Below are 23,808 nucleotides of genomic sequence, written 5' to 3' on the forward strand. Positions count from 1 at the left end.
TCAATCCTCCGCACTGGCGTCGTCGAAGCCGATCAGGTTCCAGCTCTGGCGCATATGCGGCGGCATAGGTGCGGTGACGTCGATGAAACCCTGGTCCGGATGCGGGATGACGATGCGGCGCGCGTGCAGATGCAGGCGGTTCTGCATCCCGCCCGGAAAATCCCAATTGGTGTCGGCCTCGAAATATTTGGGATCGCCGATGATGGGACAACCGATATGGGCGGCATGAACGCGCAACTGATGGGTGCGGCCGGTATAGGGCTCCATCTCCAGCCAGGTCAGCGCCTGCGCCGCCTGCTCGATGATGCGATAGTAGGATACGGCATGGTCGGCGCCCTTTTCGCCGTGCTTGGCAATGCGCACCCGATCGCCATCCGGCGTGGCTTCCTTGATCAGCCAGGTCGATATCTTATCCTCGCGCTTGGGCGGCACGCCCTTGACCAGGGCCCAATAGGTCTTCTTGGTTTCGCGGGCGCGAAACGCCTCGGAGAGCTTCATCGCCGCCAGCCGGGTGCGGGCGACGACCAGCACGCCAGACGTGTCGCGATCGAGCCGGTGCACCAGCCGCGGTTTCTCGCCCTTCTGGTTGCGCCAGGCTTCCAACATGTCGTCGACGTTACGGGTGACGCCCGAGCCGCCCTGCACGGCAAGACCAGCCGGCTTGTTGAAGACGAAGACCTTCGGATCCTCATGGATCAGCATTTTTGCCAGGACGTCGGCGTCGCCCTGGTTGCGGATCGAATGGCCGGTCAGCGGGCTTTCGCCCTTCTTGTCCACTTCCAGCGGTGGAATGCGCACCGTCTGGCCAGGCTCGACACGGGTGTCGGCCTTGACGCGGCCGCCGTCGACGCGGATCTGCCCGGACCGAAGCAGCTTCTGCAGATGACCAAAGCCAAGGCCCGGGAAATGGGTCTTGAACCAGCGGTCGAGCCGCATGCCCGCCTCGCCGGCCTCCACCGTGATCTGTTCAACGCCTGCCATATTGTTTTCGCTTACCCGTTTCCTGGCAGGCCCAGGCCTGCTCTCGGCGCGGCAATAGCATTAAGGCAGGCTTCTTGCGAGCCAAAGACCCAAAAACAGGGCAGTGATGGCGCCAATCACGCTGGCCAGCGCATATCCAAACGCCGGCAAGGTGGCTCCCCGCTCCCACAAGGTCGCGAAATCGAGCGAAAAGGCGGAAAAGGTCGTGAAGCCGCCTAAGATGCCGGTGGCAACAAACAGCCTGAGTTCGTTAGACCCGCCGCGGCGCGCCAAGGCGGCGATGAACAGGCCCATCGCGAACGAACCGACGATGTTGATCGCCATCGTGCCCCAGGGATAGTTGGGGCCGACAAGGCGCAGCGAGCCCATATTGGTCAGATGGCGAACGCCGGCGCCAATGCCGCCGCCGGCGGCCACGAGAAGCAGATTGAACATCGCCGTATACTGTCCCCGACTATTCATACCTATCCGGCGCGCCGGCTACGTTCGAAAACTTGCCAGCTCAGGTGGTTTCTGCTTTTTTCGGCTTGGTCGAGCCGATCATCTTCCAGTTCTTGTAGAACATCGAATTGATCCTCTCGACGCTCACCGAGACGATGGCGAGAAGGCCGGCGATAAGCCTGGGGACCGGGGACGGCCTGATAATGTCCATGAATACGCAGTAGCGACGACCGTCATACTCGTTGACCGAGCGATGCAGCAGCGTGTCGTCGAAAATGAACAGCGGATTGTCGTACCAGTAGTTCTTGACGTTGCCGCACTCGATGAAGATCTCTGACTTCACCGGAATGAGGTTGTAGAGGATGCGGAGGCTGAGCCGCAGCGGTCCGAAGTGCCAGGAGGTCGATTCGCGCTTGCTGAAGACCGAGACGGCAATCGTCTTGATGTATTTGAAATCCTTGTTGAACTCGGCGACGTTGTCTATCCTGTGCTTGCCATACCATTGGTAGACATACATGCCGCGCCGGCCGGCGCCGAAATTGGCGTCGATGTCGGCGATGATTTCGGCCTTGCGCGCCTTGAAGACATCCAAGACCTCGTTGACTTCGCGCTGATAATCCTGAGGGAACTGCTCCAGCTTCCACACGCCCGGATTTCTGTAGCACAGGAGGTCGACCAGCAGGTTGAATGGCGAAAGCAGCCAGGTGAAGAGGCCATTGCCCAGGAAATAGCCGCTGAACAGGGACAGATTCTTGCGGTCGTTGCGCAGCACGTCGATCAGGCCGCAAACGACGAAAATCGTCGTTAGGATCGGAATGAAATAGAAGCCAAGGGCAAGGAGCGGGATGGCAATGGCGAATTTGCGAAGGGTCTTGCGAAGGGTTTTTGTCATTTTTCCACGCGCCGAGCGCGATCCTGTTGCGAATGAATAGTGCCAAAATCACGACAACGGCCACCGCCCGGCCGTGCGCCTTGATAAGGTCTTTTGGGTTGCCGCACAACGGCCACGGCATCGTGGCCGGCTGACTGCCTTGCCGAGACCTCGAACTGTCGCGGGGTCAGGGTGTCGACCGTTACCTGCTCTTCCTCCGGCCGGCTCGGAAGCTGCGGCATTGGCATCGATATAATCGTGGCCGCGAGCAGCGCGTGCAGAAGAACCGACGTGGAAATACCCCAGGTGAAACCTCGTTTCGGACCGCAACCGCCACCGGCCGTCGCAAGCCTGCTATTCCCGCTCTTTGCGCAGCTTTGCCCAGTAGTCGAGCCGTTTCCTGATATCGCGCTCGAAACCGCGTTCGGGTGGGTCGTAGAAGGTCTGGCGGCCCATCTTTTCCGGAAAATAGTCCTGGCCGGAAAACGCGTCCGGTTCGTCATGATCGTAGCGATAGCCGGCCCCGTAATCTTCGTCCTTCATCAACTTTGTCGGCGCGTTGAGGATGTGCTTGGGCGGTAGCAGCGAACCGTGCTCCTTGGCGGCGCGCGTGGCGGCTTTGAATGCGGTGTAGACCGCGTTGGATTTGGGCGCCGTGGCGAGATAGACGGTGGCCTCGGCGAAGGCGAGTTCGCCTTCGGGCGAACCCAGATAATCGTAGGCGTCCTTGGCCGCGTTGGCGATGACCAATGCCTGCGGATCGGCCAGCCCGATGTCCTCCATCGCCATGCGCACCAGCCGGCGGCCGAGATAGAGCGGATCCTCGCCGGCGTCGAACATGCGCGCGAGGTAGTAGAGCGCGGCATCGGGATCGGAGCCGCGCACGGATTTGTGCAGCGCCGAGATCAAATTGTAATGACCGTCCTGGCCCTTGTCGTAGATCGGCGCCCGACGCTGGATGATGCGCTGCAAGCCTTCGGGACCGAACACTTCGCCTGGTTTGGCGGCGCGCCAAACTTCTTCCGCCAGCGTCAGCGAGGCCCGGCCATCGCCGTCGCTCATGCGGATGAGCATCGCTCGCGCCTCATCATCGAGCGGCAGCGCCCTGCCCTCCGTCTCTTCGGCCCTGGCCAGAAGCTTTGCGATGCTTTCCTCGCCAAGCGAATGGAAAACCAGCACGCGCGCACGCGACAGCAGAGCTGCATTGAGCTCGAAGGACGGATTTTCGGTGGTAGCGCCGACGAGCACGACGGTGCCGTCTTCCATGACTGGAAGGAAGCCGTCCTGCTGGGCGCGGTTGAAGCGGTGGATCTCGTCGACGAACAGCAGGGTCTGGCGGCCATTGGCGCGGCGCAGCTTGGCCGCCTCGAACACTTTCTTCAGCTCGGCTACGCCGGAGAAAACCGCCGAAATCTGCTCGAAGGCAAGGCTGGTTTCACCGGCAAGCAGGCGCGCCACCGTGGTCTTGCCGGTGCCGGGCGGCCCCCAGAAAATCATGGAGCCGAGCGAACCGGAATTAATCAGCCGGGTCAGCGCACCATCGGGGCCGGTCAGATGCTCCTGGCCGACGACCTCGCCAAGGTTTTTCGGGCGCAGCCTGTCTGCCAGCGGCCGGCCTGGCGGCGCCTTTTCCGGTTCATCGACACTGAACAGATCGGCCATGCACTTCTTTTTGGGTTTGGAGCGCGATCTCTTCAGCGATCGAGCTCAGTAACGCAACACCTGGCGCAGTATCTGCCCGCCGCGCTCGACGGTAAAGCGCCACCAGCGCGTATCCTGCTGGGAAGCCTGCGCCAGCGTCGCCGCCGTATCGATTGTCGTGCCGTTGACCTCGCGCACGATGTCGCCCGGCTGGAAGCCGAAATCGGCGGCCGGCGAATCGCGATTGATGTCGACCACGGTGACGCCCTTGATGTCGGTGCGCAGGCCGAGCTTCTGAGCCAGCCGCGGCGATAATTCCGCAACCTTGGCGCCCGAGAAGGGGCTGCGGCCATGCAGCGTCACCTCCGAGGGTTTTGCACCCTCGGGCGCGCGTTCCAGCGCGATGTCCATCGCCGCCTGCTGGCCTTTGGTCAGCACCGCGAAATTGGCCTTTGTACCGATCGACAGCGTCGCCATGCGATAGTCCAGTGCCTCGATGCTCTCGACCGGCCTGCCGTTGATCTGCAGGACGACATCGCCAGGCTTCAATCCGGCCTTGCCGGCCGGTCCGGACGCGTCAACGGACGAGACCAGCGCGCCGGCAGGCTTTTCCATGCCGAGCGATTCAGCGATCTGCGGCGTCACCGCTTCGAACTCGGCCCCGATGTAAGGCCGCTCGAAGAAATCGAGACCGGCCTTGGCGGCATCGGCGAAAGCGCGCACCATATTGGCAGGAATGGCAAAGCCGATGCCGATCGAGCCGCCGCTGCGGCTGAAGATGGCGGTGTTGATGCCGACCAGCTGGCCGCCCATGTTGATCAGCGCGCCGCCGGAATTGCCGGGATTGATGGCAGCGTCCGTCTGGATGAAATAACCCGAATCCGAAACGCCTATATGGCTGCGGGCAAGTGCGGAAACGATGCCGCTCGTGGTGGTCTGCCCGACACCGAAAGGATTGCCGATGGCCAGCACCAGGTCACCGACTTCGAGCGCATCGGAATCGCCGATGGCGATGACCGGGAATGGCTTGTCGGATTCGATCTTGAGCACGGCAAGATCGAGCGTCTCGTCCTTGAGCATCACCTTGCTGGTGAATTCGCGCCCGTCGGCGGTCGCGACCTTCACCTCGTCGGCATTCTTGATGACGTGGAAATTGGTGACGATGACGCCGCTCGGATCGACAAGCACGCCCGAGCCCAGGGAGGACTGCGCGCGCGGCTGCGCGCGACCGAAGAATTCTTCGAAGAACGGATCGCCTTCGAAGGGCGAAACGACCTTGGCCGTTTGCGAGGCATAGACATTGACCACGGCCGGCGCCGTCTGCTTGACCAATGGCGCGAACGACAACTGCACCTCCTCACGGCCGAACGGCACGCGCTTGTCGGGGCCCGAGGTGGCGTTTTCGCCCTCGACGCCGTGCAGCAGGTCGGTGAGCACGTCGGAGAGGCCCGGATCGGCTTTGGGGGCATCCTCGGCCAATGCCTGCCGGACTGTCGGCATGGTTGCGAACACCATGAAGGCGCAGAGCAGAACCAGGGACAGTCTTTTAGCGCGCATTGCGAATCCTCCGAGCGAGTTCGGGCGCATTGTCCCGACGAATGTGCAAAATAAAAGGCTAAGCCGCTGAAATCCGAATATTTTCACGCCGGCAGCCCAGTACGAGCGCGCCTGACACACTTAGACAAGCAAAAGGGGCCCGCGGGCCCCTTTAAATCACTTGGGAAAGACGAAGCCTTACGCGGCCGCGGCTTCCTCGTTGGCGCCTTCGGCTTCGAGGCGAGCGCGGTCGCCGGCACCCTTGGCGTCCGTGTCGCGGTCGACGAATTCGATGACCGCCATCGCGGCATTGTCGCCGTGGCGGAAGCCCGCCTTCATGATGCGCAGATAGCCGCCGTTGCGGGTGGCGTAGCGCGGCGCGATGGTGTCGAACAGGCGCTTGACGACGCCTTCATTGCCGATCTGCGCGATCACCTGGCGACGGGCGTGCAGGTCGCCGCGCTTGCCGAGCGTCACCAGCTTCTCGACGATCGGACGCAGGTCCTTCGCCTTCGGCAAGGTGGTGACGATCTGCTCGTGTTCGAGCAGCGACACGGCGAGGTTGGCGAACATTGACTTGCGGTGGCTTACGCTGCGGGCGAAGCGACGGCCTTTAAAACCGTGGCGCATGGCTCTTCTCCTTCTTCAGTTGTTCAAGAGGCCACGGCCTCTGATGGTTTTCCGCATGACCGTCGGATCGAGCGGCTCACGCCGCCGATCCTTGGAATTCATGCTCAATATTGGTCTTCGTAACGCTTGGCGAGGTCTTCGATGTTTTCCGGCGGCCAGTCCGGCACTTCCATGCCGAGGTGCAGGCCCATCGCCGCCAGGACTTCCTTGATCTCGTTCAGCGACTTGCGGCCGAAGTTCGGGGTGCGCAGCATCTCGGCTTCGGTCTTCTGGATGAGATCGCCGATGTAGACGATGTTGTCGTTCTTAAGGCAGTTGGCCGAACGCACCGAAAGCTCAAGTTCGTCGACCTTCTTGAGCAGCGCCGGGTTGAAGGCGAGCTCGGTGACGGCTTCGGTGGCGACTTCCTTCTGCGGCTCGTCGAAATTGACGAACAGGCCAAGCTGGTCCTGCAGGATACGGGCGGCGAAAGCCACCGCGTCCTCGCCCGAGATCGAACCGTCGGTCTCAATGGTCATGGTCAGCTTGTCGTAGTCGAGGACCTGGCCCTCACGGGTGTTCTCGACCTTGTAGGAGACCTTCTTGACCGGCGAATAGAGGCTGTCGACCGGGATCAGGCCGATCGGCGCATCCTCGGCGCGGTTGCGGTCGGCCGGCACGTAACCCTTGCCGGTATCGACAGTGAATTCCATACGGATTTCAGCGCCCTCGTCCAGCGTGCAGATGACGTGATCCGGATTGAGGATCTCGACGTCGCCCACCGTCTGGATGTCGCCGGCGAGAACCGCACCCGGGCCCTGCTTGCGCACAACCATGCGCTTGGGGCCGTCGCCTTCCATGCGGATGGCGATTTCCTTGATGTTGAGGACGATGTCGGTCACGTCCTCGCGCACGCCGGCGATGGACGAGAATTCATGCAGGACGCCGTCGATCTGTACGGCGGTGACTGCCGCGCCGCGCAGCGAGGACAGAAGCACGCGACGCAACGCGTTGCCGAGCGTGAGGCCGAAGCCGCGTTCGAGCGGCTCGGCCACCAGCGTGGTCAGCGTCTTCTTCTTCGACGAGAACTCGATCTTGTTCGGCTTGATCAGTTCCTGCCAATTTTTCTGGATCATGATGCTTTCCTTCCGTTGACCCGCCACCATCCAATCGTGGCGGGCGACCTGGAAAACCGCGGAGGAACGCTTCTGGCGTTCACGCGGCGTTCGGTAATTCCTTAGACGCGACGCTTCTTGCGCGGACGGCAGCCATTGTGCGGGATCGGGGTCACATCACGGATCGAGGTGATGGTGAAGCCAGCCGCCTGCAGGGCGCGCAGCGCCGATTCACGGCCGGAGCCGGGTCCGCAGACCTCGACCTCGAGCATGCGCATGCCGTGTTCCTGGGCCTTCTTGGCAACATCCTCGGCAGCCATCTGGGCGGCGAAGGGGGTCGACTTGCGCGAACCCTTGAAGCCCTGGGCGCCGGCCGACGACCAGGCGATCGAATTGCCCTGTGCGTCAGTGATGGTGATCATGGTGTTGTTGAAGGTCGAATTGACGTGGGCAACGCCCGACGAGATGTTCTTGCGTTCGCGACGGCGAACACGAGCGGCTTCCTTGGCCATGGTATTCCTTTCAGTTGATCTCTACACCGCCGTAATGCCAGCGGCTCCACCTTGGTAAGGGAGTGGGGAATAGGGCAGTAAGGGAGTAGGGAAAGTGCGACCCGATTGCCGGGCATTCCCTACTGCCTTACTCCCCTACTCCCTTACTGCCCTAAATTACTTCTTCTTGCCGGCGATCGACTTGGCCGGGCCCTTGCGGGTGCGTGCATTGGTGTGCGTCCGCTGGCCGCGAACCGGCAGCGAGCGACGGTGACGCAGGCCGCGGTAGCAGCCGAGGTCCATGAGCCGCTTGATGTTCATCGACACTTCGCGGCGCAGGTCGCCCTCGACCTGATAGTCGCGGTCGATCGTCTCGCGGATCTGCAGCACTTCCGCGTCGGTCAGCTGGTTGACGCGGCGCTCGGCCGGGATGCCGACCTTGTCGACGATTTCCTGGGCGAACTTCTTGCCGATGCCGTGAATGTACTGAAGCGCGATGACAACGCGCTTGTTGGTCGGAATGTTGACGCCGGCTATACGAGCCATGTTCTTCTCATCTCCATATGGGCCGGACGAGCCGGCGCTGTCTGCGTTGCCCCGCGTCCGGTGGAGGCCGGCCCTTGCGGGAGTTTCCTGGTCAAAAACGGCTGCCCCGCCCTTGCGGGCAAGCAAACTCCATGCCTGACAGGAAGACGGGCCGCCATACCCCAGCGGACCGCTTCAGTCAAGCACAATCGCTATTTGGCCGAGGCGGCCTCTTTCACCGTCGCCGCGAGCACGGCTTCGATCTCCGACGTCACGGCATCGATACCAGCCATGCCGTCCACGCTCTTCAGCCGGCGCTTGGCATAATAATAGCCGATCAGCGGAGCGGTCTTCTTGTAATATTCCCGCAGGCGCTCCTCGAACACCGCCGGATTGTCGTCCTTGCGCACCGGCTGACCGGCTGCCTTGGCCTCATCGGCGCGCTTGACGATGCGGCCGACCAGCGCCTTGTCATCGACGACAAGCTCGATGACGGTGTCGAGCGCGATGCCACGTTCGTCAAGCATCGATTCAACCGCATCAGCCTGCACCAGCGTACGCGGGTAGCCGTCGAGGATGAAACCATTGGCGCAATCGGGCTGGTCAATGCGCTCGGCCACGATGGCGTTGACGATGGCATCCGAGACCAACTCGCCGGCATCCATGACCGCCTTGGCGCGCTTGCCGACTTCGGTACCGGCCTGGACCGCGGCGCGCAGCATGTCGCCCGTGGAAAGCTGGGGGATGCCGTGTCTCTCTACCAGTCTTTGTGCTTGTGTCCCCTTGCCCGCTCCTGGCGGCCCAAGCAAAATCAACCTCATCTGGCTTTCTTCCCCCCGCGCAGCTTCGACTTCTTGATCAGGCCTTCATATTGGTGCGCGATCAGGTGGCCCTGAATCTGCGCAACCGTGTCGAGCGTGACACTGACCACGATCAGAAGCGATGTGCCACCAAGGTAGAATGGTACGCCAGTCGCCGAGATCAGGAACTCCGGCAGCAGACAGACCAGCACCAGATAGATGGCACCGACGACAGTGATGCGGGTAAGAACGTAGTCGATATAGTCGGCGGTGCGCTCGCCCGGACGGTAGCCGGGGATGAAGCCGGAGTGCTTCTTGAGCTGGTCGGCGGTGTCCTTCGGGTTAAAGACGATCGCGGTGTAGAAGAAGGCGAAGAACACGATCATCGCCGCGTAGAACAACATATAGAGCGGCTGGCCATGGCCGAGCGAGGCCAGGATGGTGCTGGCCCAGGCCGGCATGTTCGTCGTCTGCGAGAAGCCGGCGACGGTGGCCGGCAGCAACAGCAGCGACGAGGCGAAGATCGGCGGGATGACGCCCGACGTGTTGAGCTTGAGCGGCAGGTGGGAAGTGTCGCCCTGGAACATGCGATTGCCGACCTGACGCTTCGGATACTGGATCAGCAGACGCCGCTGGGCGCGCTCGAAGAAGACGATGAGCGCGATGACGACGATGGCCAGCACGATGATCGCCAGGATCAGGCCGGTCGACAGCGCTCCGGTGCGGCCGAGTTCCAGCGTGCCGGAAATGGCATGCGGCAGGCCGGCGACGATGCCGGAGAAGATGATCAGCGAAATGCCGTTGCCGATGCCGCGCGCGGTGATCTGCTCGCCGAGCCACATCAGGAACATGGTGCCGCCGACCAGCGTGACGACGGTCGAGATGCGGAAGAACATGCCGGGATCGCTGACGATGCCATTGCCGCCTTCAAGCCCGACCGAAATACCATAGGCCTGCACCAGCGCCAGGAGCACCGTGCCGTAGCGCGTGTACTGGTTGATGACCTTGCGGCCCTGCTCGCCTTCCTTCTTCAGCGCTTCCAGCGACGGGATGACCGAGGTCATCAGCTGCATGATGATGGAAGCGGAAATGTAAGGCATGATGCCGAGCGCGAAGATCGCCATGCGTTGCACGGCGCCGCCGGCGAACATGTTGAACATGCCCAGCACGCCCTTGCTCTGCGAAGAGAAGGCCTGCGCGAAGGCATCGGGATTGATGCCGGGAAGCGGGATGTAGGTGCCGAGGCGGTAGACGAGCAGCGCGCCGACGGTGAACCAGATTCGTTTCTTCAGGTCCTCCGCTTTGGCGAAGGCTGAGAAATTCAGATTCGAGGCTAGTTGTTCAGCAGCCGAAGCCATGCCCGATTCTCCGCTTGGTCACGCTTGATGGCCCTAAGGTCAGGCGGCGCGTGTCACCGAAGCTCACGAGATAAGCTCCGGACTGTAAACATGCAAGCGGCCGCGTTGACGCGGCCGCCATATTGAACAGGTCGAAGCGTGATCGAAAGCAAAACCGGATCGGCCTTGCCGACCGCGCTTCAAATTGCTGTTACTCGGCGGCCGCCTCTTGCGGCAGCTTGACCGAACCGCCGGCCTTTTCGATCTTCTCGATCGCGGCCTTGGAGGCCCCGGCGACGTCAAAGGCGAGCTTCGCCTTGAGATCGCCGTCCGACAGCACGCGCACGCCGTCCTTCACGCGACGGATGACGCCGGCGGCTACCAGCGCCTCGGCCGTCACGGTCGCCTTCGCATCGAGCTTCTTGGCGTCTACAGCGGCCTGGATACGGGCCAGCGAGACGACGGTGAAGCTCTTGGCGAAGATGTTGTTGAAGCCACGCTTCGGCAGGCGCCGATAGAGCGGCATCTGGCCACCCTCGAAGCCGTTGACGGCGACGCCGGAGCGCGCCTTCTGGCCCTTGACGCCGCGACCGGCAGTCTTGCCGGAACCGGAGCCGATGCCGCGGCCGAGACGCTTCTTCGAATGCGTCGCGCCGTCCTTGTCACGCAGATCGTTGAGTTTCATCTTGCTTCTCCTGCGCCTGTGCTCAGCCCTCGTCCACGACGCGGACGAGATGCTGGACGGCAGCGATCATGCCGCGCACGGAAGGCGTATCTTCCAGCGTGCGCTGCTTGTGCATCTTGTTGAGGCCGAGGCCGACCAGCGTCGCGCGCTGTTCCTTCGGGCGGCGGATCGGCGAACCGATCTGCTCAACGGTGATGGTCTTGGTTGCTTTCTTGGCCATGGTCAAAATCCCTGGTCAGATCGACTATTCTTCAGCCGCGACGGCGGTGCCGCGGCGGGCCTGAAGGGTCGAATACTTGATGCCGCGCGCGGCAGCCACATCCTTGGGATGCATCTGGCTCTTCAGCGCGTCGAAAGTGGCGCGAACCATGTTGTAAGGGTTCGACGAACCCATCGACTTGGCGACCACGTCATGCATGCCGAGCGTCTCGAAGACGGCACGCATCGGGCCGCCGGCGATGATGCCGGTACCTTGCTTGGCGGCGCGCAGGAGAACACGGCCGGCGCCCCAGCGTCCCTCGACATCGTGGTGCAGCGTGCGGCCCGAGCGCAGCGGCACGAAGATCATGTCGCGCTTGGCCGATTCGGTTGCCTTGCGGATGGCTTCCGGCACTTCGCGCGCCTTGCCGTGACCGAAGCCGACGCGGCCCTTCTGGTCGCCGACGACGACGAGTGCTGCAAAACCGAAGCGGCGGCCGCCCTTGACGACCTTGGCGACACGGTTGATGTGGACGAGCTTGTCGACCATGCCGTCATCGCGTTCTTCACGATCGCGGCCGCGGCCGCCATCCCTACGTTCCTGTGCCATATCCTGTTCCTTGTTCTTTTCCGGAAGCACGGGTTGCTGAATGCCGACGCCTCATTGCGGGTCGCCGACGGTGAAAATCATCACTCCCTTGCATGATCCGTTTCGAAAAGTCTGCAACTTTCTGCCGACTTTCGGTCCGGATCAGGCTTAGAAGCTCAAGCCGCCTTCACGAGCCGCCTCGGCCAGCGCCTTGACGCGGCCGTGATAGATGTACGGGCCGCGGTCGAAGACGACTTCCTTGACTCCCGCCTTGGCGGCACGCTCGGCGATCAGCTTGCCAATCGCGGCAGCGGCAGCGGTATCTGCACCGGTCTTGAGCGAACCCTTGAGGTCCTTCTCGAGGGTCGAGGCGGCAGCGATGGTGTGGCCCTTGGCGTCGTCGATGACCTGGACGTAGATGTTCTTCGACGTGCGGTGAACCGACAGGCGCGGACGCTCGCCGGCGACCTTCTTGATCTGGCGGCGGACGCGCTGCGCGCGGCGCTGAGTGGCTTCCTTGGTACCCATGATGGTCTTCCTTGCCTTCAGAAAACGGGGGCCGCCCTTTGCGGTAGGCGAAAGCGCCTCCCGCGACCGCTCCCCGCGGCGTTACACTTCCTGGCTTGGCCCCTTCCGAAAAGTCTGCACCTTCCCGGGGCCAAACCCACTACTTCTTCTTGCCTTCCTTGCGGACGATCTTCTCGCCTGCGTAGCGGACGCCCTTGCCCTTGTAGGGCTCGGGACCACGGTATTCGCGGATTTCCGCAGCCACCTGGCCGACCTGCTGCTTGTCGATGCCGGCCACGGTGATTTCGGTCGGCTTCGGCACGGTGATGGTGATGCCTTGCGGCGTCTCGTAGACGACGTCGTGGCTGAAGCCGAGCGCCAGCTGCAGGTTCTTGCCCTGCAAGGCGGCGCGATAGCCGACGCCGGTGATCTCGAGCTTCTTCTCGAAGCCGTCCTTGACGCCCTGCAGGATGTTGACGATCTGCGTGCGCGACATGCCCCACTTGGAGCGGGCGGTCTTGGACTGGTCGCGCGGCTCGACAGCTATCTCGCTGCCTTCCATCTTGACCAGCACTTCGTCGTTGACCACGAACTTCAGCTCGCCCTTGGGGCCCTTCGCCGTCACGGTCTGGCCGTTGACGGTCGCGGTCACGCCCTGCGGCAGCGAAACGGGTTTCTTTCCAATACGAGACATTTTGTTGTCCTCGTCACTTCTCTTGTTTCAGGTCTCTGTCTTCGGAACGATCCGAAGACCGGATTCCATTTTTTCGGGATCACGCTGCCGGATCAGAAGATCTGGCAGAGGATCTCGCCACCGACGTTCTGTTCGCGCGCTTCGTGGTCGGCCATCACGCCCTTCGGCGTCGAAAGGATGGCGATACCGAGGCCGTTGGCGACATGCGGGATCGACTTGGCCGAAACGTAAACGCGGCGGCCCGGCTTCGAGACGCGGGCGATTTCGCGCACGACCGGCGCTCCATCGAAATACTTCAGCTCGATCTCGATTTCGGACTTGCCGTTGTCGAAGTCGGTCTGGCTGTAGTCGCGGATATAGCCTTCAGCCTTCAGCACGTCGAGGACGCGGGTGCGCAGACGCGAGGCCGGCGTCGACACGCTCGACTTCTTGCGGCCATAGGCGTTGCGGATGCGGGTCAGCATATCGCCGAGAGGATCGCTCAATGACATATTATGTCCTCCTTACCAGCTCGACTTGACCAGGCCCGGGATCTGGCCGTTATTGCCGAGATCACGAAGCGCGATGCGCGATACTTTGAGCTTGCGATAGTAGGCACGCGGACGGCCGGTGACTTCGCAGCGGTTGCGGATGCGGATCTTGGCCGAGTTGCGCGGCATGGCGGCAAGCTTGAGCTGAGCGCGGAAGCGCTCTTCCATCGGCTTGGACTGGTCCATGATGATCGCCTTCAGGGCAGCGCGCTTGGGACCGTACTGGTCGGCAAGCTTGCGGCGCCTGTTGTTCTTCTCGACTGAGCTGGTCTTTGCCATTTCAGATTTTTCCTTTTCTCGCTGCCGTTACTGGCGGAAGGGGAAGTTGAAGGCCTTGAGCAGTGCCCTGGCTTCGTCGTCCGTCTTCGCAGTCGTACAAACGATGACGTCCATGCCCCAGATCTGATCAACCTTGTCGTAGTTGATCTCCGGGAACACGATGTGTTCCTTGATGCCCATGGCGTAGTTGCCACGACCATCGAAGCTCTTCGGATTCAGTCCGCGGAAGTCGCGGACACGCGGCAGCGCGATGTTCACGAGGCGGTCGAGGAACTCGTACATGCGCTCCTTGCGCAGCGTGACCTTGGCGCCGATCGGCATCTTCTCGCGGACCTTGAAGCCCGCGATCGAATTGCGGGCGCGGGTGACGACGGCCTTCTGGCCGGCGATCATCGCCAGATCCTCGGCCGCGATCGAAGGCTTCTTCGAATCGCCGGTCGCTTCGCCAACGCCCATGTTCAGCACGATCTTGTCGATGCGCGGAACCTGCATCTCGTTGTCGTAACCGAACTGCTCCTGCAAGGCCTTGCGGATGGTATCGTTGTAGACCTGCTTGAGGCGCGGCGTGTTCTGGGCAGTCGCCTGCTTGGTTTGAGCCTTAGCCATTGATGACTTCTCCCGAGCGCTTGGCGACGCGCACCTTCTTGCCGTCCTTCTGGAAGATGAAGCCGACGCGGGTCGGCTTGCCATCCTTGGGGTCGGCCAGCGCGATGTTCGACAGCTGGATCGGCGCTTCCTTGGTGATGATCCCGCCCTCTTGGGACTGGGACTGCTTCTGGTGACGACGGATCATGTTGACGCCGCGCACCAGCGCGGTGTCGTCCTTCGGCTGAACCGACAGGACTTCGCCCGAACGGCCCTTGTCCTTGCCAGCCAGCACGACGACCTTGTCGCCTTTTCTAATCTTCTGCATTGGTCCGGCTCCTTACAGCACTTCAGGCGCGAGCGAGATGATCTTCATGTGGTTCTTGGCGCGGAGTTCGCGCGGAACCGGTCCGAAGATACGCGTGCCGATCGGCTCTTTCTTGTTGTCGACGAGAACGGCCGCGTTCTTGTCGAAACGGATCACGCTGCCGTCCGGGCGGCGGATGTCCTTGGCCGTGCGAACCACGACCGCCTTCATCACATCGCCCTTCTTCACGCGGCCGCGCGGGATGGCTTCCTTGATCGACACCACGATGATGTCGCCCACGGAAGCGTATTTCCGCTTCGAGCCGCCCAGCACCTTGATGCACATGACACGACGGGCGCCGGAATTATCCGCGACGTCGAGGTTTGTTTGCATCTGAATCATGACTGGCCGCCTTCTTCTTTTCTAACGGGACGGGTTCTTCACCCCTCCCCGGTCTGTCCAAAATTCGTTTGTTTACGCCCAGAGATCAGGCTTGGTCCGAAGACACGACAATCCAGCGCTTGTCCTTGGAAATCGGCTTCGATTCCTGGATGAACACCTGATCGCCAACCTTGTGGGCGTTGTTCTCGTCGTGCGCCTTGTACTTCTTGGTCATGCGCACGGTCTTCTTCATCACGGGATGGGTGAAGCGCCGTTCGACCTTGACGACAACCGTCTTCTCGTTCTTGTCGCTGACGACGGTGCCCTGCAGAATGCGCTTTGGCATGGTTTTCGTCCTTAAGCCTTCTTAGCCGCGGACTTTTCCGCAGCGATGGTCTTGATACGCGCAATGTCCTTGCGGACCTGCCTCACGCGCGCGGTCTTTTCGAGCTGGCCGGTCGCCTTCTGGAAGCGCAGGTTGAACTGCTCCTTCTTCAGGCTGGCCAGGTCGTCGGTCAGCTGGTCCTGGGTCTTGGTCCGGATGTCTTCGGCTTTCATGATCAGCCCGTCCTTATTCTGCGATGCGCTGTACGAAGCGCGTCCTGACCGAGAGCTTGGCCGCGCCGAGACGCAGTGCCTCACGGGCGGTTTCTTCATTGACGCCGTCGATCTCGAACATGATCCGGCCCGGCTTGACGCGCGCCGCCCAGTAGTCGACCGCGCCCTTGCCCTTGCCCATGCGGACTTCGGTCGGCTTCGAGGTGACCGGCAGATCCGGGAAAATACGGATCCAGACACGGCCGGCGCGCTTCATCTCGCGGGTGATCGCGCGGCGGGCCGCTTCGATCTCGCGCGCGGTGACGCGGTTCGGCTCAAGCGCCTTCAGCCCGAAACCACCGAAATCCAGGTTGGTGCCGCCCTTGGCGGTACCGTGGATGCGGCCCTTGAACTGCTTGCGGAACTTTGTGCGCTTTGGCTGCAGCATCGTTCTAACTCCAAATTCCTAAATGTCTCAGGCGTTTTCGCGACGACGACCGCGTTCGCGATCACCACCACCACCGCCATGCGCATGATCGCCCTCGGTCGCGCGGCGCTCCGAAGCCATCGGGTCGTGCTCGAGGATCTCGCCCTTGAACACCCACACCTTGACGCCGCAGATGCCGTACGCCGTATTCGCCTCGGCCGTGCCGTAGTCGACATCGGCGCGCAGCGTGTGCAGCGGCACGCGGCCTTCACGGTACCATTCCATGCGCGCGATTTCGGCGCCGCCGAGACGGCCCGAGCAGTTGATGCGGATGCCTTCGGCACCGAGGCGCATCGCCGACTGCACGGCACGCTTCATGGCACGGCGGAACGCGATGCGGCGCTCGAGCTGCTGGGCGATCGACTGCGCGACCAGGGTCGCGTCGATCTCCGGCTTGCGCACTTCGACGATGTTGAGGTGCGTCTCGGACTTGGTCATCTCCATCAGCTTCTTGCGAAGCTTCTCGATGTCGGCGCCCTTCTTGCCGATGATCAGACCCGGGCGCGCGGCATGGATGGTGACGCGGCACTTCTTGTGCGGACGCTCGATCACGACCTTCGAGATGGCAGCCTGCTTGAGCTCCTTCTCGAGGTACTTGCGGATCTTGATGTCCTCATGCAGCAGCTTGCCGTACTCGCCGGTGTTCGCGAACCAGCGCGAATCCCAGGTGCGGTTGATGCCGAGGCGAAGACCGATCGGATTGACTTTCTGGCCCATTATGCGGCCTCCCCTTTTTCTTCGACTTCACGAACGACGATCGTGAGGTGCGAGAACGGCTTCTCGATACGGCTGGCGCGACCACGGCCCCGGGCATGGAACCGCTTCATGACGATCGACTTGCCGACATAGGCTTCCGCCACGATCAGCGCATCGACGTCGAGGTCGTGGTTGTTTTCCGCGTTGGCGATCGCCGATTCCAGCGTCTTCTTGACCGTGCCGGAAATCCGCTTGGCCGAGAATTCCAGGTCGGAAAGCGCTGTCGCGACCTTCTTGCCGCGGATCAGCGCGGCAACCAGGTTCAGCTTCTGCGGGCTGATACGGATCGTGCGCAGTACGGCGCGCGCTTCGTTGTCAGCAAGCCTGCGCGGAGCTTTGGCCTTGCCCATGATTATTTCCTCTTCGCCTTCTTATCCGCGCCGTGACCGTAATAGGTCCGCGTCGGAGCGAATTCACCGAACTTGTGACCGACCATGTCCTCGTTCACCGAGACGGGAACATGCTTCTGGCCGTTGTAGACACCGAAGGTGAAGCCGACGAACTGCGGCAGGATGGTGGAGCGACGGCTCCACATCTTGATCACCTCATTGCGACCACCTTCACGAACCTTGTCCACCTTCTTGAGAAGGTAGCCGTCGATGAAGGGGCCTTTCCAAATAGAACGAGTCACTTGGCGTTACCTCTTCTTAGCTCTTGCGCTGATGGCGCGAGCGCAGGATGAACTTGTCGGTCGCCTTGTTGGACCGCGTCTTCTTGCCCTTGGTCGGCTTGCCCCACGGCGAGACCGGATGGCGGCCACCGGAGGTGCGGCCTTCACCACCGCCATGCGGGTGGTCGACCGGGTTCATGGTCACGCCGCGATTGTGCGGGCGCTTGCCACGCCAAACCGTGCGGCCGGCCTTGCCGTCGTTGATGTTGCCGTGGTCCGGGTTGGACACCGCACCGACGGTGGCCATGCAGGAGCCGTGAACGACACGCTGCTCGCCCGAGTTGAGGCGCAGGATCGCCATGCCCTGGTCGCGACCGACGAGCTGGGCGTAACCGCCAGCCGAACGGGCGACCTGGGCGCCCTTGCCCGGCTTCAGCTCGATGTTGTGGACGATCGTGCCGACCGGCATCGAGGCCAGCGGCATCGCATTGCCCGGCTTCACGTCGACCGCTTCGCCAGCCACGATCTTGTCGCCGGCGGCAAGGCGCTGCGGAGCGATGATGTAGGACAGCTCGCCATCGTCATACTTGATCAGCGCGATGAAGGCGGTGCGGTTCGGATCGTATTCAATGCGCTCGACCGTGCCGACGACGTCGAACTTGCGGCGCTTGAAATCGATGATGCGGTACGAACGCTTGTGACCGCCGCCGATGAAGCGTGCAGTGATGCGGCCGTAATTGTTACGGCCGCCCGACTTGGTCAGGCCCTCGGTCAGACCCTTGACGGGCTTGCCCTTGTAGAGGCCCGAGCGGTCGACGATGACCAGCTGACGGGTGCTCGGCGTTATCGGGTTGAATTTTTTAAGTGCCATTGTCCTGTCCTCGCGGCCTTGCTCAGAGACCCGTCGCGACGTCGATCGACTGGCCGTCGGCCAGCGTCACTACCGCCTTCTTGACATCGCTCTGGCGGCCGATCGTGCCGCGGAAGCGCTTGATCTTGCCCTTGCGGACAAGCGTGTTCACGGCCATCACCTTGACGCCGAACAGCGCTTCAACGGCGGCCTTGATTTCCGGCTTCGACGCCTTCTTGGCGACGTTGAAGACGACCTGGTTCTGCTCGGAAGCCATGGTCGACTTTTCGGTGATCGCCGGGCTGACGATTACGTCGTAGTGACGAAGGTCGGTCATTTAAAGCGCTCCTCGAGAGCCTCGACGGCGGCCTTCGAAAGGACCAGCGTGCCGCGGCGCAGAATGTCGTAGACGTTGATGCCCTGGATGGGCAGCACGTCGATGTTCGGGATGTTGGTCGCGGCCAGCTTGAAGTTCCGGTCGAGCTCGGCGCCACCAATCACCAGGGCGTTCGTCAGGCCCAGCGTCGCGAAATTCGCGATCAGCGCCTTGGTCTTTGCCTCGGTCAGCTTCAGCTCGTCGATGACGATGATCGACGCGCTCTTGGCCTTGGCCGAGAGAGCATGCTTGAGGCCGAGCGCGCGGACCTTCTTCGGCAGCTCGTGCTCGTGGCTGCGAACGACCGGGCCGTGAGCCTTGCCGCCGCCGCGGAACTGCGGAGCGCGTGCCGAATGGTGACGGGCGCGGCCCGTACCCTTCTGTTTGTACATCTTGGCGCCGGTGCGCGCGATCTCGGCGCGGCCCTTGGCCTTGTGCGTGCCCTGCTGCTTCTTGGCGAGCTGCCAGCGCACGACGCGCTGCAAAATGTCCTCGCGCGGATCAAGGCCGAAAATCTCCTCGGAGAGTTTCACCTTGCCGGCGTCCTTGCCGCCCAGCGTTGTGATCTTGAGATCCATTATTCCGCTCCCTCTGTGGCCGGAGCCTCATTCTTCGTGCCCATACCGGCAGCAACTGGGCGGATCGCGGCGGGCTTCGGCGCATTGGCCGGAAGCGCCACCTTGGCGGCGTCGCGAACCAGGATCCACGCACCCTTCGACCCGGGAACCGCGCCGCGGATCAGGATCAGGCCGCGGTCGGCATCGGTCGAGACGATCTCGACGTTCTGCGTGGTGACGCGCGTGTCGCCCATGTGGCCGGCCATCTTCTTGCCCTTGAACACCTTGCCGGGGTCCTGGCGCTGGCCGGTCGAGCCGTGCGTCCGGTGCGAGACCGAGTTACCGTGGGTCGCGCGGCCACCACCCATGTGGTGGCGCTTGATGACGCCCTGGAAACCCTTGCCGATCGTCGTGCCGGTGACGTCGACCTTCTGGCCGGCGACGAAATGCTCGACGGTGATCTCGGCGCCGACATCGATCATGTTGTCGGCGGAGACGCGGAACTCGGCAAGCTTGGCCTTCGGCTCGACGGAAGCGGTCGCGAAATGGCCGCGCATCGCCTTCGACGTGTTCTTCACCTTGGCAAGGCCAACGCCGAGCTGAACGGCGGTGTAGCCATTCTTCTCCTGCGTGCGCTGCGCCACGACCTGGCAGTTCTCCATCTGGAGAACGGTGACGGGAACATGTTCCCCGGCATCGTTGTAGATGCGGGTCATTCCCACCTTCTTTGCAATCACACCTGAACGCATCGGTTCAATTCCTTTAGAGTTCCGGGCCAGGGGCACCGCCCCTTACCGCGCTCTCATTCCCTTAGAGCTTGATCTCGACGTCGACACCGGCGGCCAGATCGAGCTTCATCAAAGCATCGACGGTCTGCGGGGTCGGATCGACGATATCGAGCAGACGCTTGTGCGTGCGCATCTCGAACTGCTCGCGGCTCTTCTTGTCGACGTGAGGCGACCGGTTGACCGTGAACTTTTCGATCCGCGTCGGCAGCGGAATGGGGCCGCGGACGTTGGCACCGGTGCGCTTGGCCGTCGACACGATTTCGCGCGTCGAGGCGTCGAGCACCCGGTGATCAAACGCCTTCAGGCGGATGCGGATATTCTGTCCGTTCATGCGTCACTTCCTTGTTCTGGCGCGGCGCGGGCACCCGCGCCCGCGACAGATCGGTTTAAGTCCAAATTACTCTTTAATGGTGACGACGATGCCGGCACCGACGGTGCGGCCGCCTTCACGGATGGCGAAGCGCAGCTTCTCTTCCATGGCGATCGGCACGATCAGCTCGACGTCGACCGTGATGTTGTCGCCAGGCATCACCATCTCGGTGCCGGCCGGCAGCGACACGATGCCGGTCACGTCGGTGGTGCGGAAGTAGAACTGCGGACGGTAGTTGGTGAAGAACGGCGTGTGACGGCCACCCTCGTCCTTGGTCAGGATGTAGGCTTCGGCCACGAACTTCTTGTGCGGCTTCACCGAACCGGGCTTGGCCAGAACCTGGCCGCGCTCGACACCTTCACGGTCGACACCGCGCAGCAGCGCGCCGATGTTGTCGCCCGCCTGGCCCTGGTCGAGCAGCTTGCGGAACATCTCGACGCCCGTGCAGGTCGTCTTGGTGGTCGGACGAATGCCGATGATCTCCAGCTCCTCGCCGACCTTGACCACGCCGCGCTCGACGCGACCGGTCACGACCGTGCCGCGGCCCGAGATCGAGAACACGTCCTCGATCGGCATCAGGAACGGCTTGTCGAGCGGACGAACCGGCGTCGGGATGTAGGCGTCGACCTGAGCCATCAGCTCGCGGATCGCGTCCTCGCCGATCTTCTTGTCCGAATCTTCCAGAGCCGCCAGCGCCGAACCCTTGACGATCGGAATGTCGTCGCCGGGGAACTCGTTCTTGGTCAGCAATTCGCGAACCTCGAGCTCGACCAGCTCAAGCAGCTCGGCATCGTCGACCTGGTCGACCTTGTTCAAAAACACCACGATCGACGGCACGCCGACCTGGCGGGCCAAAAGGATGTGCTCGCGGGTCTGCGGCATCGGGCCGTCGGCGGCCGACACAACCAGGATCGCGCCGTCCATCTGCGCGGCACCGGTGATCATGTTCTTCACATAGTCGGCGTGGCCGGGGCAGTCGACGTGGGCGTAGTGGCGGTTCTCCGTCTCGTACTCGACGTGAGCCGTCGAGATCGTGATGCCGCGCGCCTTCTCTTCCGGCGCCGCGTCAATCTGGTCATAGCGCTTGTATTCGCCAAAATACTTGGTGATCGCTGCCGTCAAAGACGTCTTGCCATGATCAACGTGGCCAATCGTGCCGATGTTCACATGCGGCTTGGTGCGCTCGAATTTACCTTTTGCCATGTGATGTCTCCATTCCTGCTCGCCCGTACGGGCTCTTAATTAAGTTGCCGCAGCACCCTGCCGGGTTACGCGTATTTCTTCTGGACTTCCTGGGCGACCGCGGTCGGGACCGGCTCGTAATGGTCGAACTGCATCGTGTATGCCGCACGGCCCTGGCTCATCGAGCGCAGATTGTCGACGTACTTGAACATGTTGGCGAGCGGCACCATCGCGTTGATGACGACTGCCACGCCGCGGGCTTCCTGGCCCTGGATCTGGCCACGACGGCCGTTGAGGTCGCCGATGACACCGCCGACATAATCTTCCGGCGTCACGACCTCGACCTTCATGATCGGCTCGAGCAGCTGCACGCCGAGCTTCGGCGAAGCTTCCATAAAGCAAGCGCGGGAAGCGATTTCGAATGCGAGCACCGAAGAGTCGACGTCGTGGAAAGCGCCGTCGATCAAGGTAGCCTTGACGCCGATCATCGGGAACCCGGCAAACGGGCCGGAACCCATCTTGCTCAGCAGGCCCTTCTCGACACCCGGGATGTATTCCTTCGGCACAGCGCCGCCGACGATCTTGGATTCGAACACGAAATCCTCGCCATCGGGGTTCGGCTCGAACACGATCTTCACGCGGGCGAACTGCCCGGTACCACCGGTCTGCTTCTTGTGCGTGTAGTCCTGCTCGTGCCTGCGGGTGATCGTCTCGCGATAAGCCACCTGCGGCGCACCAACATTGGCCTCGACCTTGAACTCGCGGCGCATGCGGTCGACGATGATGTCGAGGTGCAGCTCGCCCATGCCGGAAATGATGGTCTGGCCGCTTTCCTCGTCGGTCTTGACGCGGAAGGACGGATCCTCGGCAGCCAGGCGATGCAGAGCGAGGCCCATCTTTTCCTGGTCGTTCTTGGTCTTCGGCTCGATGGCGATCTGGATGACCGGATCGGGGAATTCCATACGCTCGAGGATGACCGGATGAAGCGGATCGCACAGCGTGTCGCCGGTGGTCGTGTCCTTGAGACCTGCGAGAGCGACGATGTCGCCGGCATAGGCCTCTTCAACGTCGGCACGGGAATTCGCATGCATCTGCAGCATGCGGCCGATGCGCTCTTTCTTGCCCTTCACGGTGTTGTCGACCGAGATGCCCTTGGTGAGCTTGCCCGAATAGATGCGGGCAAAGGTCAGCGAACCGACGAACGGGTCGTTCATAATCTTGAACGCCAGCATCGACAGCGGCTCGTCGTCGACGGCGTGACGCTCGATCTCGGCGTCGGTCTTGGCATCGACACCCTTGATCGCGGGCACATCGGCCGGCGACGGCAGGTATTCCACGACCGCGTCGAGCAGAGGCTGCACGCCCTTGTTCTTGAATGCCGAGCCGCAGAACATCGGGAAGAACTTGACCGCGATGGTGCCTTTGCGGATCAGCGCGCGGATCTCGTCATTCGACGGCATCTTGCCTTCGAGGTAGTTTTCAAGAGCCGTCTCGTCCATCTCGACGGCGGCCTCGATCATCTTCTCGCGGTATTCCTCGGCGCGGGCCTTGAGGTCGGCCGGGATCTCGACGACATCCCAGGCAGCGCCCAGCGTCTCGTCGCGCCAGACCAGCGCGTTCATCTCGACCAGGTCGACAACGCCCTTGAATTCGGTCTCGGCGCCGATCGGCAGCTGCATGACGACAGCCTGCGCACCAAGGCGCGAGCCGATCATCTCGACCGAGCGGTAGAAGTCGGCGCCGGTCTTGTCCATCTTGTTGCAGAAGATCATGCGCGGCACGCGGTACTTGTCGGCCTGGCGCCAGACGGTTTCCGTCTGCGGCTCCACACCGGCATTGGCGTCGAGCAGCGCGATGGCGCCGTCAAGCACGCGCAGCGAACGCTCGACCTCGATGGTGAAGTCGACGTGTCCGGGCGTGTCGATGATGTTGAAGCGGTGCATCTTGCCGTCACGACCCTTCCAGAAGGTCGTGGTCGCGGCCGACGTAATCGTGATGCCGCGCTCCTGCTCCTGCTCCATCCAGTCCATGGTCGCGGCGCCGTCGTGCACTTCGCCGATCTTGTGCGACTTGCCCGTGTAATAGAGGACGCGCTCGGTGGTCGTCGTCTTGCCGGCGTCGATATGCGCCATGATACCGAAATTGCGGTAGTCTTCGATTTTATATTCGCGGGCCATCGTAACTGCCTCTCAG

At 62.3% G+C, this 23,808-nt stretch carries 34 protein-coding genes; all 34 read right to left on the reverse strand.

Annotated elements, in window-relative coordinates:
• The 34 genes from FJ986_RS14820 to fusA all read right to left on the reverse strand — a co-directional run bounded on the left by FJ986_RS14820 (window position 1) and on the right by fusA (window position 23,792).
• Window positions 1-981, reverse strand: a complete 981-nt coding sequence (locus FJ986_RS14820; RefSeq protein WP_140501290.1) for an RluA family pseudouridine synthase — start codon at window positions 979-981, stop codon at window positions 1-3.
• Window positions 982-1,041: 60 nt separating this feature from the next.
• Window positions 1,042-1,416 (reverse strand): fluoride efflux transporter CrcB, encoded by a 375-nt coding sequence (gene crcB / locus FJ986_RS14825; protein WP_140501288.1) that lies wholly within the window; start codon window positions 1,414-1,416, stop codon window positions 1,042-1,044.
• A gap of 67 nt (window positions 1,417-1,483) precedes the next feature.
• The gene (locus tag FJ986_RS14830) at window positions 1,484-2,314 is read right to left on the reverse strand and encodes an aspartyl/asparaginyl beta-hydroxylase domain-containing protein (protein ID WP_140674786.1); all 831 of its coding nucleotides are present in this window, start codon (window positions 2,312-2,314) and stop codon (window positions 1,484-1,486) included.
• 333 nt (window positions 2,315-2,647) lie between these two features.
• Window positions 2,648-3,955, reverse strand: coding sequence for a replication-associated recombination protein A (locus tag FJ986_RS14835; RefSeq protein ID WP_140674788.1), 1,308 nt, complete (start codon window positions 3,953-3,955; stop codon window positions 2,648-2,650).
• A 45-nt stretch (window positions 3,956-4,000) separates the two neighbouring features.
• On the reverse strand, window positions 4,001-5,491 hold the full coding sequence (locus FJ986_RS14840; protein ID WP_140674790.1) for a DegQ family serine endoprotease: 1,491 nt from the start codon (window positions 5,489-5,491) through the stop codon (window positions 4,001-4,003).
• 177 nt (window positions 5,492-5,668) lie between these two features.
• Window positions 5,669-6,100 (reverse strand): 50S ribosomal protein L17, encoded by a 432-nt coding sequence (gene rplQ / locus FJ986_RS14845; RefSeq protein WP_140548653.1) that lies wholly within the window; start codon window positions 6,098-6,100, stop codon window positions 5,669-5,671.
• A gap of 104 nt (window positions 6,101-6,204) precedes the next feature.
• Window positions 6,205-7,215, reverse strand: coding sequence for a DNA-directed RNA polymerase subunit alpha (locus tag FJ986_RS14850; protein ID WP_023682599.1), 1,011 nt, complete (start codon window positions 7,213-7,215; stop codon window positions 6,205-6,207).
• A 101-nt stretch (window positions 7,216-7,316) separates the two neighbouring features.
• On the reverse strand, window positions 7,317-7,706 hold the full coding sequence (gene rpsK, locus FJ986_RS14855; RefSeq protein WP_006205444.1) for a 30S ribosomal protein S11: 390 nt from the start codon (window positions 7,704-7,706) through the stop codon (window positions 7,317-7,319).
• Window positions 7,707-7,862: 156 nt separating this feature from the next.
• On the reverse strand, window positions 7,863-8,231 hold the full coding sequence (rpsM, locus tag FJ986_RS14860; RefSeq protein ID WP_006205445.1) for a 30S ribosomal protein S13: 369 nt from the start codon (window positions 8,229-8,231) through the stop codon (window positions 7,863-7,865).
• Between the two features lie 191 nt (window positions 8,232-8,422).
• Window positions 8,423-9,031, reverse strand: a complete 609-nt coding sequence (locus FJ986_RS14865) for an adenylate kinase (RefSeq protein WP_140501277.1) — start codon at window positions 9,029-9,031, stop codon at window positions 8,423-8,425.
• Entirely contained in the window at window positions 9,028-10,368 is a 1,341-nt protein-coding gene (secY, locus tag FJ986_RS14870) for a preprotein translocase subunit SecY (RefSeq protein ID WP_140501275.1), read from the reverse strand. Before secY ends, FJ986_RS14865 begins: the two co-directional genes overlap by 4 nt.
• A gap of 190 nt (window positions 10,369-10,558) precedes the next feature.
• Window positions 10,559-11,032 (reverse strand): 50S ribosomal protein L15, encoded by a 474-nt coding sequence (rplO, locus tag FJ986_RS14875; RefSeq protein ID WP_140501273.1) that lies wholly within the window; start codon window positions 11,030-11,032, stop codon window positions 10,559-10,561.
• 22 nt (window positions 11,033-11,054) lie between these two features.
• A complete protein-coding gene (gene rpmD, locus FJ986_RS14880; RefSeq protein ID WP_006205449.1) occupies window positions 11,055-11,252 on the reverse strand; it encodes a 50S ribosomal protein L30 in 198 nt (65 codons plus the stop codon).
• A 24-nt stretch (window positions 11,253-11,276) separates the two neighbouring features.
• Window positions 11,277-11,840, reverse strand: a complete 564-nt coding sequence (gene rpsE, locus FJ986_RS14885) for a 30S ribosomal protein S5 (protein WP_006333394.1) — start codon at window positions 11,838-11,840, stop codon at window positions 11,277-11,279.
• Window positions 11,841-11,987: 147 nt separating this feature from the next.
• A complete protein-coding gene (rplR, locus tag FJ986_RS14890) occupies window positions 11,988-12,347 on the reverse strand; it encodes a 50S ribosomal protein L18 (protein WP_140501271.1) in 360 nt (119 codons plus the stop codon).
• Window positions 12,348-12,486: 139 nt separating this feature from the next.
• Window positions 12,487-13,020 carry a 50S ribosomal protein L6 gene (gene rplF / locus FJ986_RS14895; RefSeq protein ID WP_140501269.1) on the reverse strand — a complete coding sequence of 178 codons (534 nt, stop codon included), beginning with the start codon at window positions 13,018-13,020 and terminating at the stop codon, window positions 12,487-12,489.
• 92 nt (window positions 13,021-13,112) lie between these two features.
• Window positions 13,113-13,511, reverse strand: coding sequence for a 30S ribosomal protein S8 (gene rpsH, locus FJ986_RS14900; protein ID WP_006205453.1), 399 nt, complete (start codon window positions 13,509-13,511; stop codon window positions 13,113-13,115).
• Between the two features lie 12 nt (window positions 13,512-13,523).
• Window positions 13,524-13,829, reverse strand: coding sequence for a 30S ribosomal protein S14 (gene rpsN / locus FJ986_RS14905; RefSeq protein ID WP_013895695.1), 306 nt, complete (start codon window positions 13,827-13,829; stop codon window positions 13,524-13,526).
• Window positions 13,830-13,856: 27 nt separating this feature from the next.
• Window positions 13,857-14,435, reverse strand: a complete 579-nt coding sequence (rplE, locus tag FJ986_RS14910) for a 50S ribosomal protein L5 (RefSeq protein ID WP_140501265.1) — start codon at window positions 14,433-14,435, stop codon at window positions 13,857-13,859.
• Window positions 14,428-14,742 (reverse strand): 50S ribosomal protein L24, encoded by a 315-nt coding sequence (gene rplX / locus FJ986_RS14915; RefSeq protein WP_006205456.1) that lies wholly within the window; start codon window positions 14,740-14,742, stop codon window positions 14,428-14,430. Before rplX ends, rplE begins: the two co-directional genes overlap by 8 nt.
• A 12-nt stretch (window positions 14,743-14,754) precedes the next feature.
• Window positions 14,755-15,123, reverse strand: a complete 369-nt coding sequence (gene rplN, locus FJ986_RS14920) for a 50S ribosomal protein L14 (protein ID WP_006205457.1) — start codon at window positions 15,121-15,123, stop codon at window positions 14,755-14,757.
• 85 nt (window positions 15,124-15,208) lie between these two features.
• On the reverse strand, window positions 15,209-15,448 hold the full coding sequence (rpsQ, locus tag FJ986_RS14925) for a 30S ribosomal protein S17 (RefSeq protein WP_010909280.1): 240 nt from the start codon (window positions 15,446-15,448) through the stop codon (window positions 15,209-15,211).
• 11 nt (window positions 15,449-15,459) lie between these two features.
• On the reverse strand, window positions 15,460-15,660 hold the full coding sequence (rpmC, locus tag FJ986_RS14930) for a 50S ribosomal protein L29 (RefSeq protein ID WP_006205459.1): 201 nt from the start codon (window positions 15,658-15,660) through the stop codon (window positions 15,460-15,462).
• 13 nt (window positions 15,661-15,673) lie between these two features.
• Window positions 15,674-16,087, reverse strand: a complete 414-nt coding sequence (rplP, locus tag FJ986_RS14935) for a 50S ribosomal protein L16 (RefSeq protein WP_027026963.1) — start codon at window positions 16,085-16,087, stop codon at window positions 15,674-15,676.
• A 27-nt stretch (window positions 16,088-16,114) separates the two neighbouring features.
• Window positions 16,115-16,843, reverse strand: a complete 729-nt coding sequence (gene rpsC, locus FJ986_RS14940) for a 30S ribosomal protein S3 (protein ID WP_140501263.1) — start codon at window positions 16,841-16,843, stop codon at window positions 16,115-16,117.
• Window positions 16,843-17,232 carry a 50S ribosomal protein L22 gene (gene rplV, locus FJ986_RS14945; protein WP_006205462.1) on the reverse strand — a complete coding sequence of 130 codons (390 nt, stop codon included), beginning with the start codon at window positions 17,230-17,232 and terminating at the stop codon, window positions 16,843-16,845. Before rplV ends, rpsC begins: the two co-directional genes overlap by 1 nt.
• Window positions 17,233-17,234: 2 nt before the next feature.
• Window positions 17,235-17,513 carry a 30S ribosomal protein S19 gene (gene rpsS, locus FJ986_RS14950; protein WP_006205463.1) on the reverse strand — a complete coding sequence of 93 codons (279 nt, stop codon included), beginning with the start codon at window positions 17,511-17,513 and terminating at the stop codon, window positions 17,235-17,237.
• A 16-nt stretch (window positions 17,514-17,529) separates the two neighbouring features.
• Window positions 17,530-18,363 carry a 50S ribosomal protein L2 gene (gene rplB, locus FJ986_RS14955; protein WP_140501261.1) on the reverse strand — a complete coding sequence of 278 codons (834 nt, stop codon included), beginning with the start codon at window positions 18,361-18,363 and terminating at the stop codon, window positions 17,530-17,532.
• 22 nt (window positions 18,364-18,385) lie between these two features.
• Complete coding sequence (locus FJ986_RS14960) at window positions 18,386-18,679, reverse strand: 50S ribosomal protein L23 (protein ID WP_006205465.1); 294 nt, start codon at window positions 18,677-18,679, stop codon at window positions 18,386-18,388.
• A complete protein-coding gene (rplD, locus tag FJ986_RS14965) occupies window positions 18,676-19,296 on the reverse strand; it encodes a 50S ribosomal protein L4 (RefSeq protein WP_140501259.1) in 621 nt (206 codons plus the stop codon). Before rplD ends, FJ986_RS14960 begins: the two co-directional genes overlap by 4 nt.
• On the reverse strand, window positions 19,296-20,024 hold the full coding sequence (rplC, locus tag FJ986_RS14970; protein WP_140501257.1) for a 50S ribosomal protein L3: 729 nt from the start codon (window positions 20,022-20,024) through the stop codon (window positions 19,296-19,298). The genes rplD and rplC overlap by 1 nt, the downstream gene beginning before the upstream one ends.
• A gap of 61 nt (window positions 20,025-20,085) precedes the next feature.
• Entirely contained in the window at window positions 20,086-20,394 is a 309-nt protein-coding gene (gene rpsJ, locus FJ986_RS14975; protein ID WP_006205468.1) for a 30S ribosomal protein S10, read from the reverse strand.
• A gap of 66 nt (window positions 20,395-20,460) precedes the next feature.
• Window positions 20,461-21,636, reverse strand: coding sequence for an elongation factor Tu (tuf, locus tag FJ986_RS14980; protein ID WP_140515452.1), 1,176 nt, complete (start codon window positions 21,634-21,636; stop codon window positions 20,461-20,463).
• A gap of 65 nt (window positions 21,637-21,701) precedes the next feature.
• The gene (gene fusA / locus FJ986_RS14985; protein WP_140525521.1) at window positions 21,702-23,792 is read right to left on the reverse strand and encodes an elongation factor G; all 2,091 of its coding nucleotides are present in this window, start codon (window positions 23,790-23,792) and stop codon (window positions 21,702-21,704) included.
• Window positions 23,793-23,808: the final 16 nt, after the last annotated feature.

This window comes from Mesorhizobium sp. B1-1-1, from assembly GCF_006442955.1.
Taxonomy (GTDB): Bacteria; Pseudomonadota; Alphaproteobacteria; order Rhizobiales; family Rhizobiaceae; genus Mesorhizobium.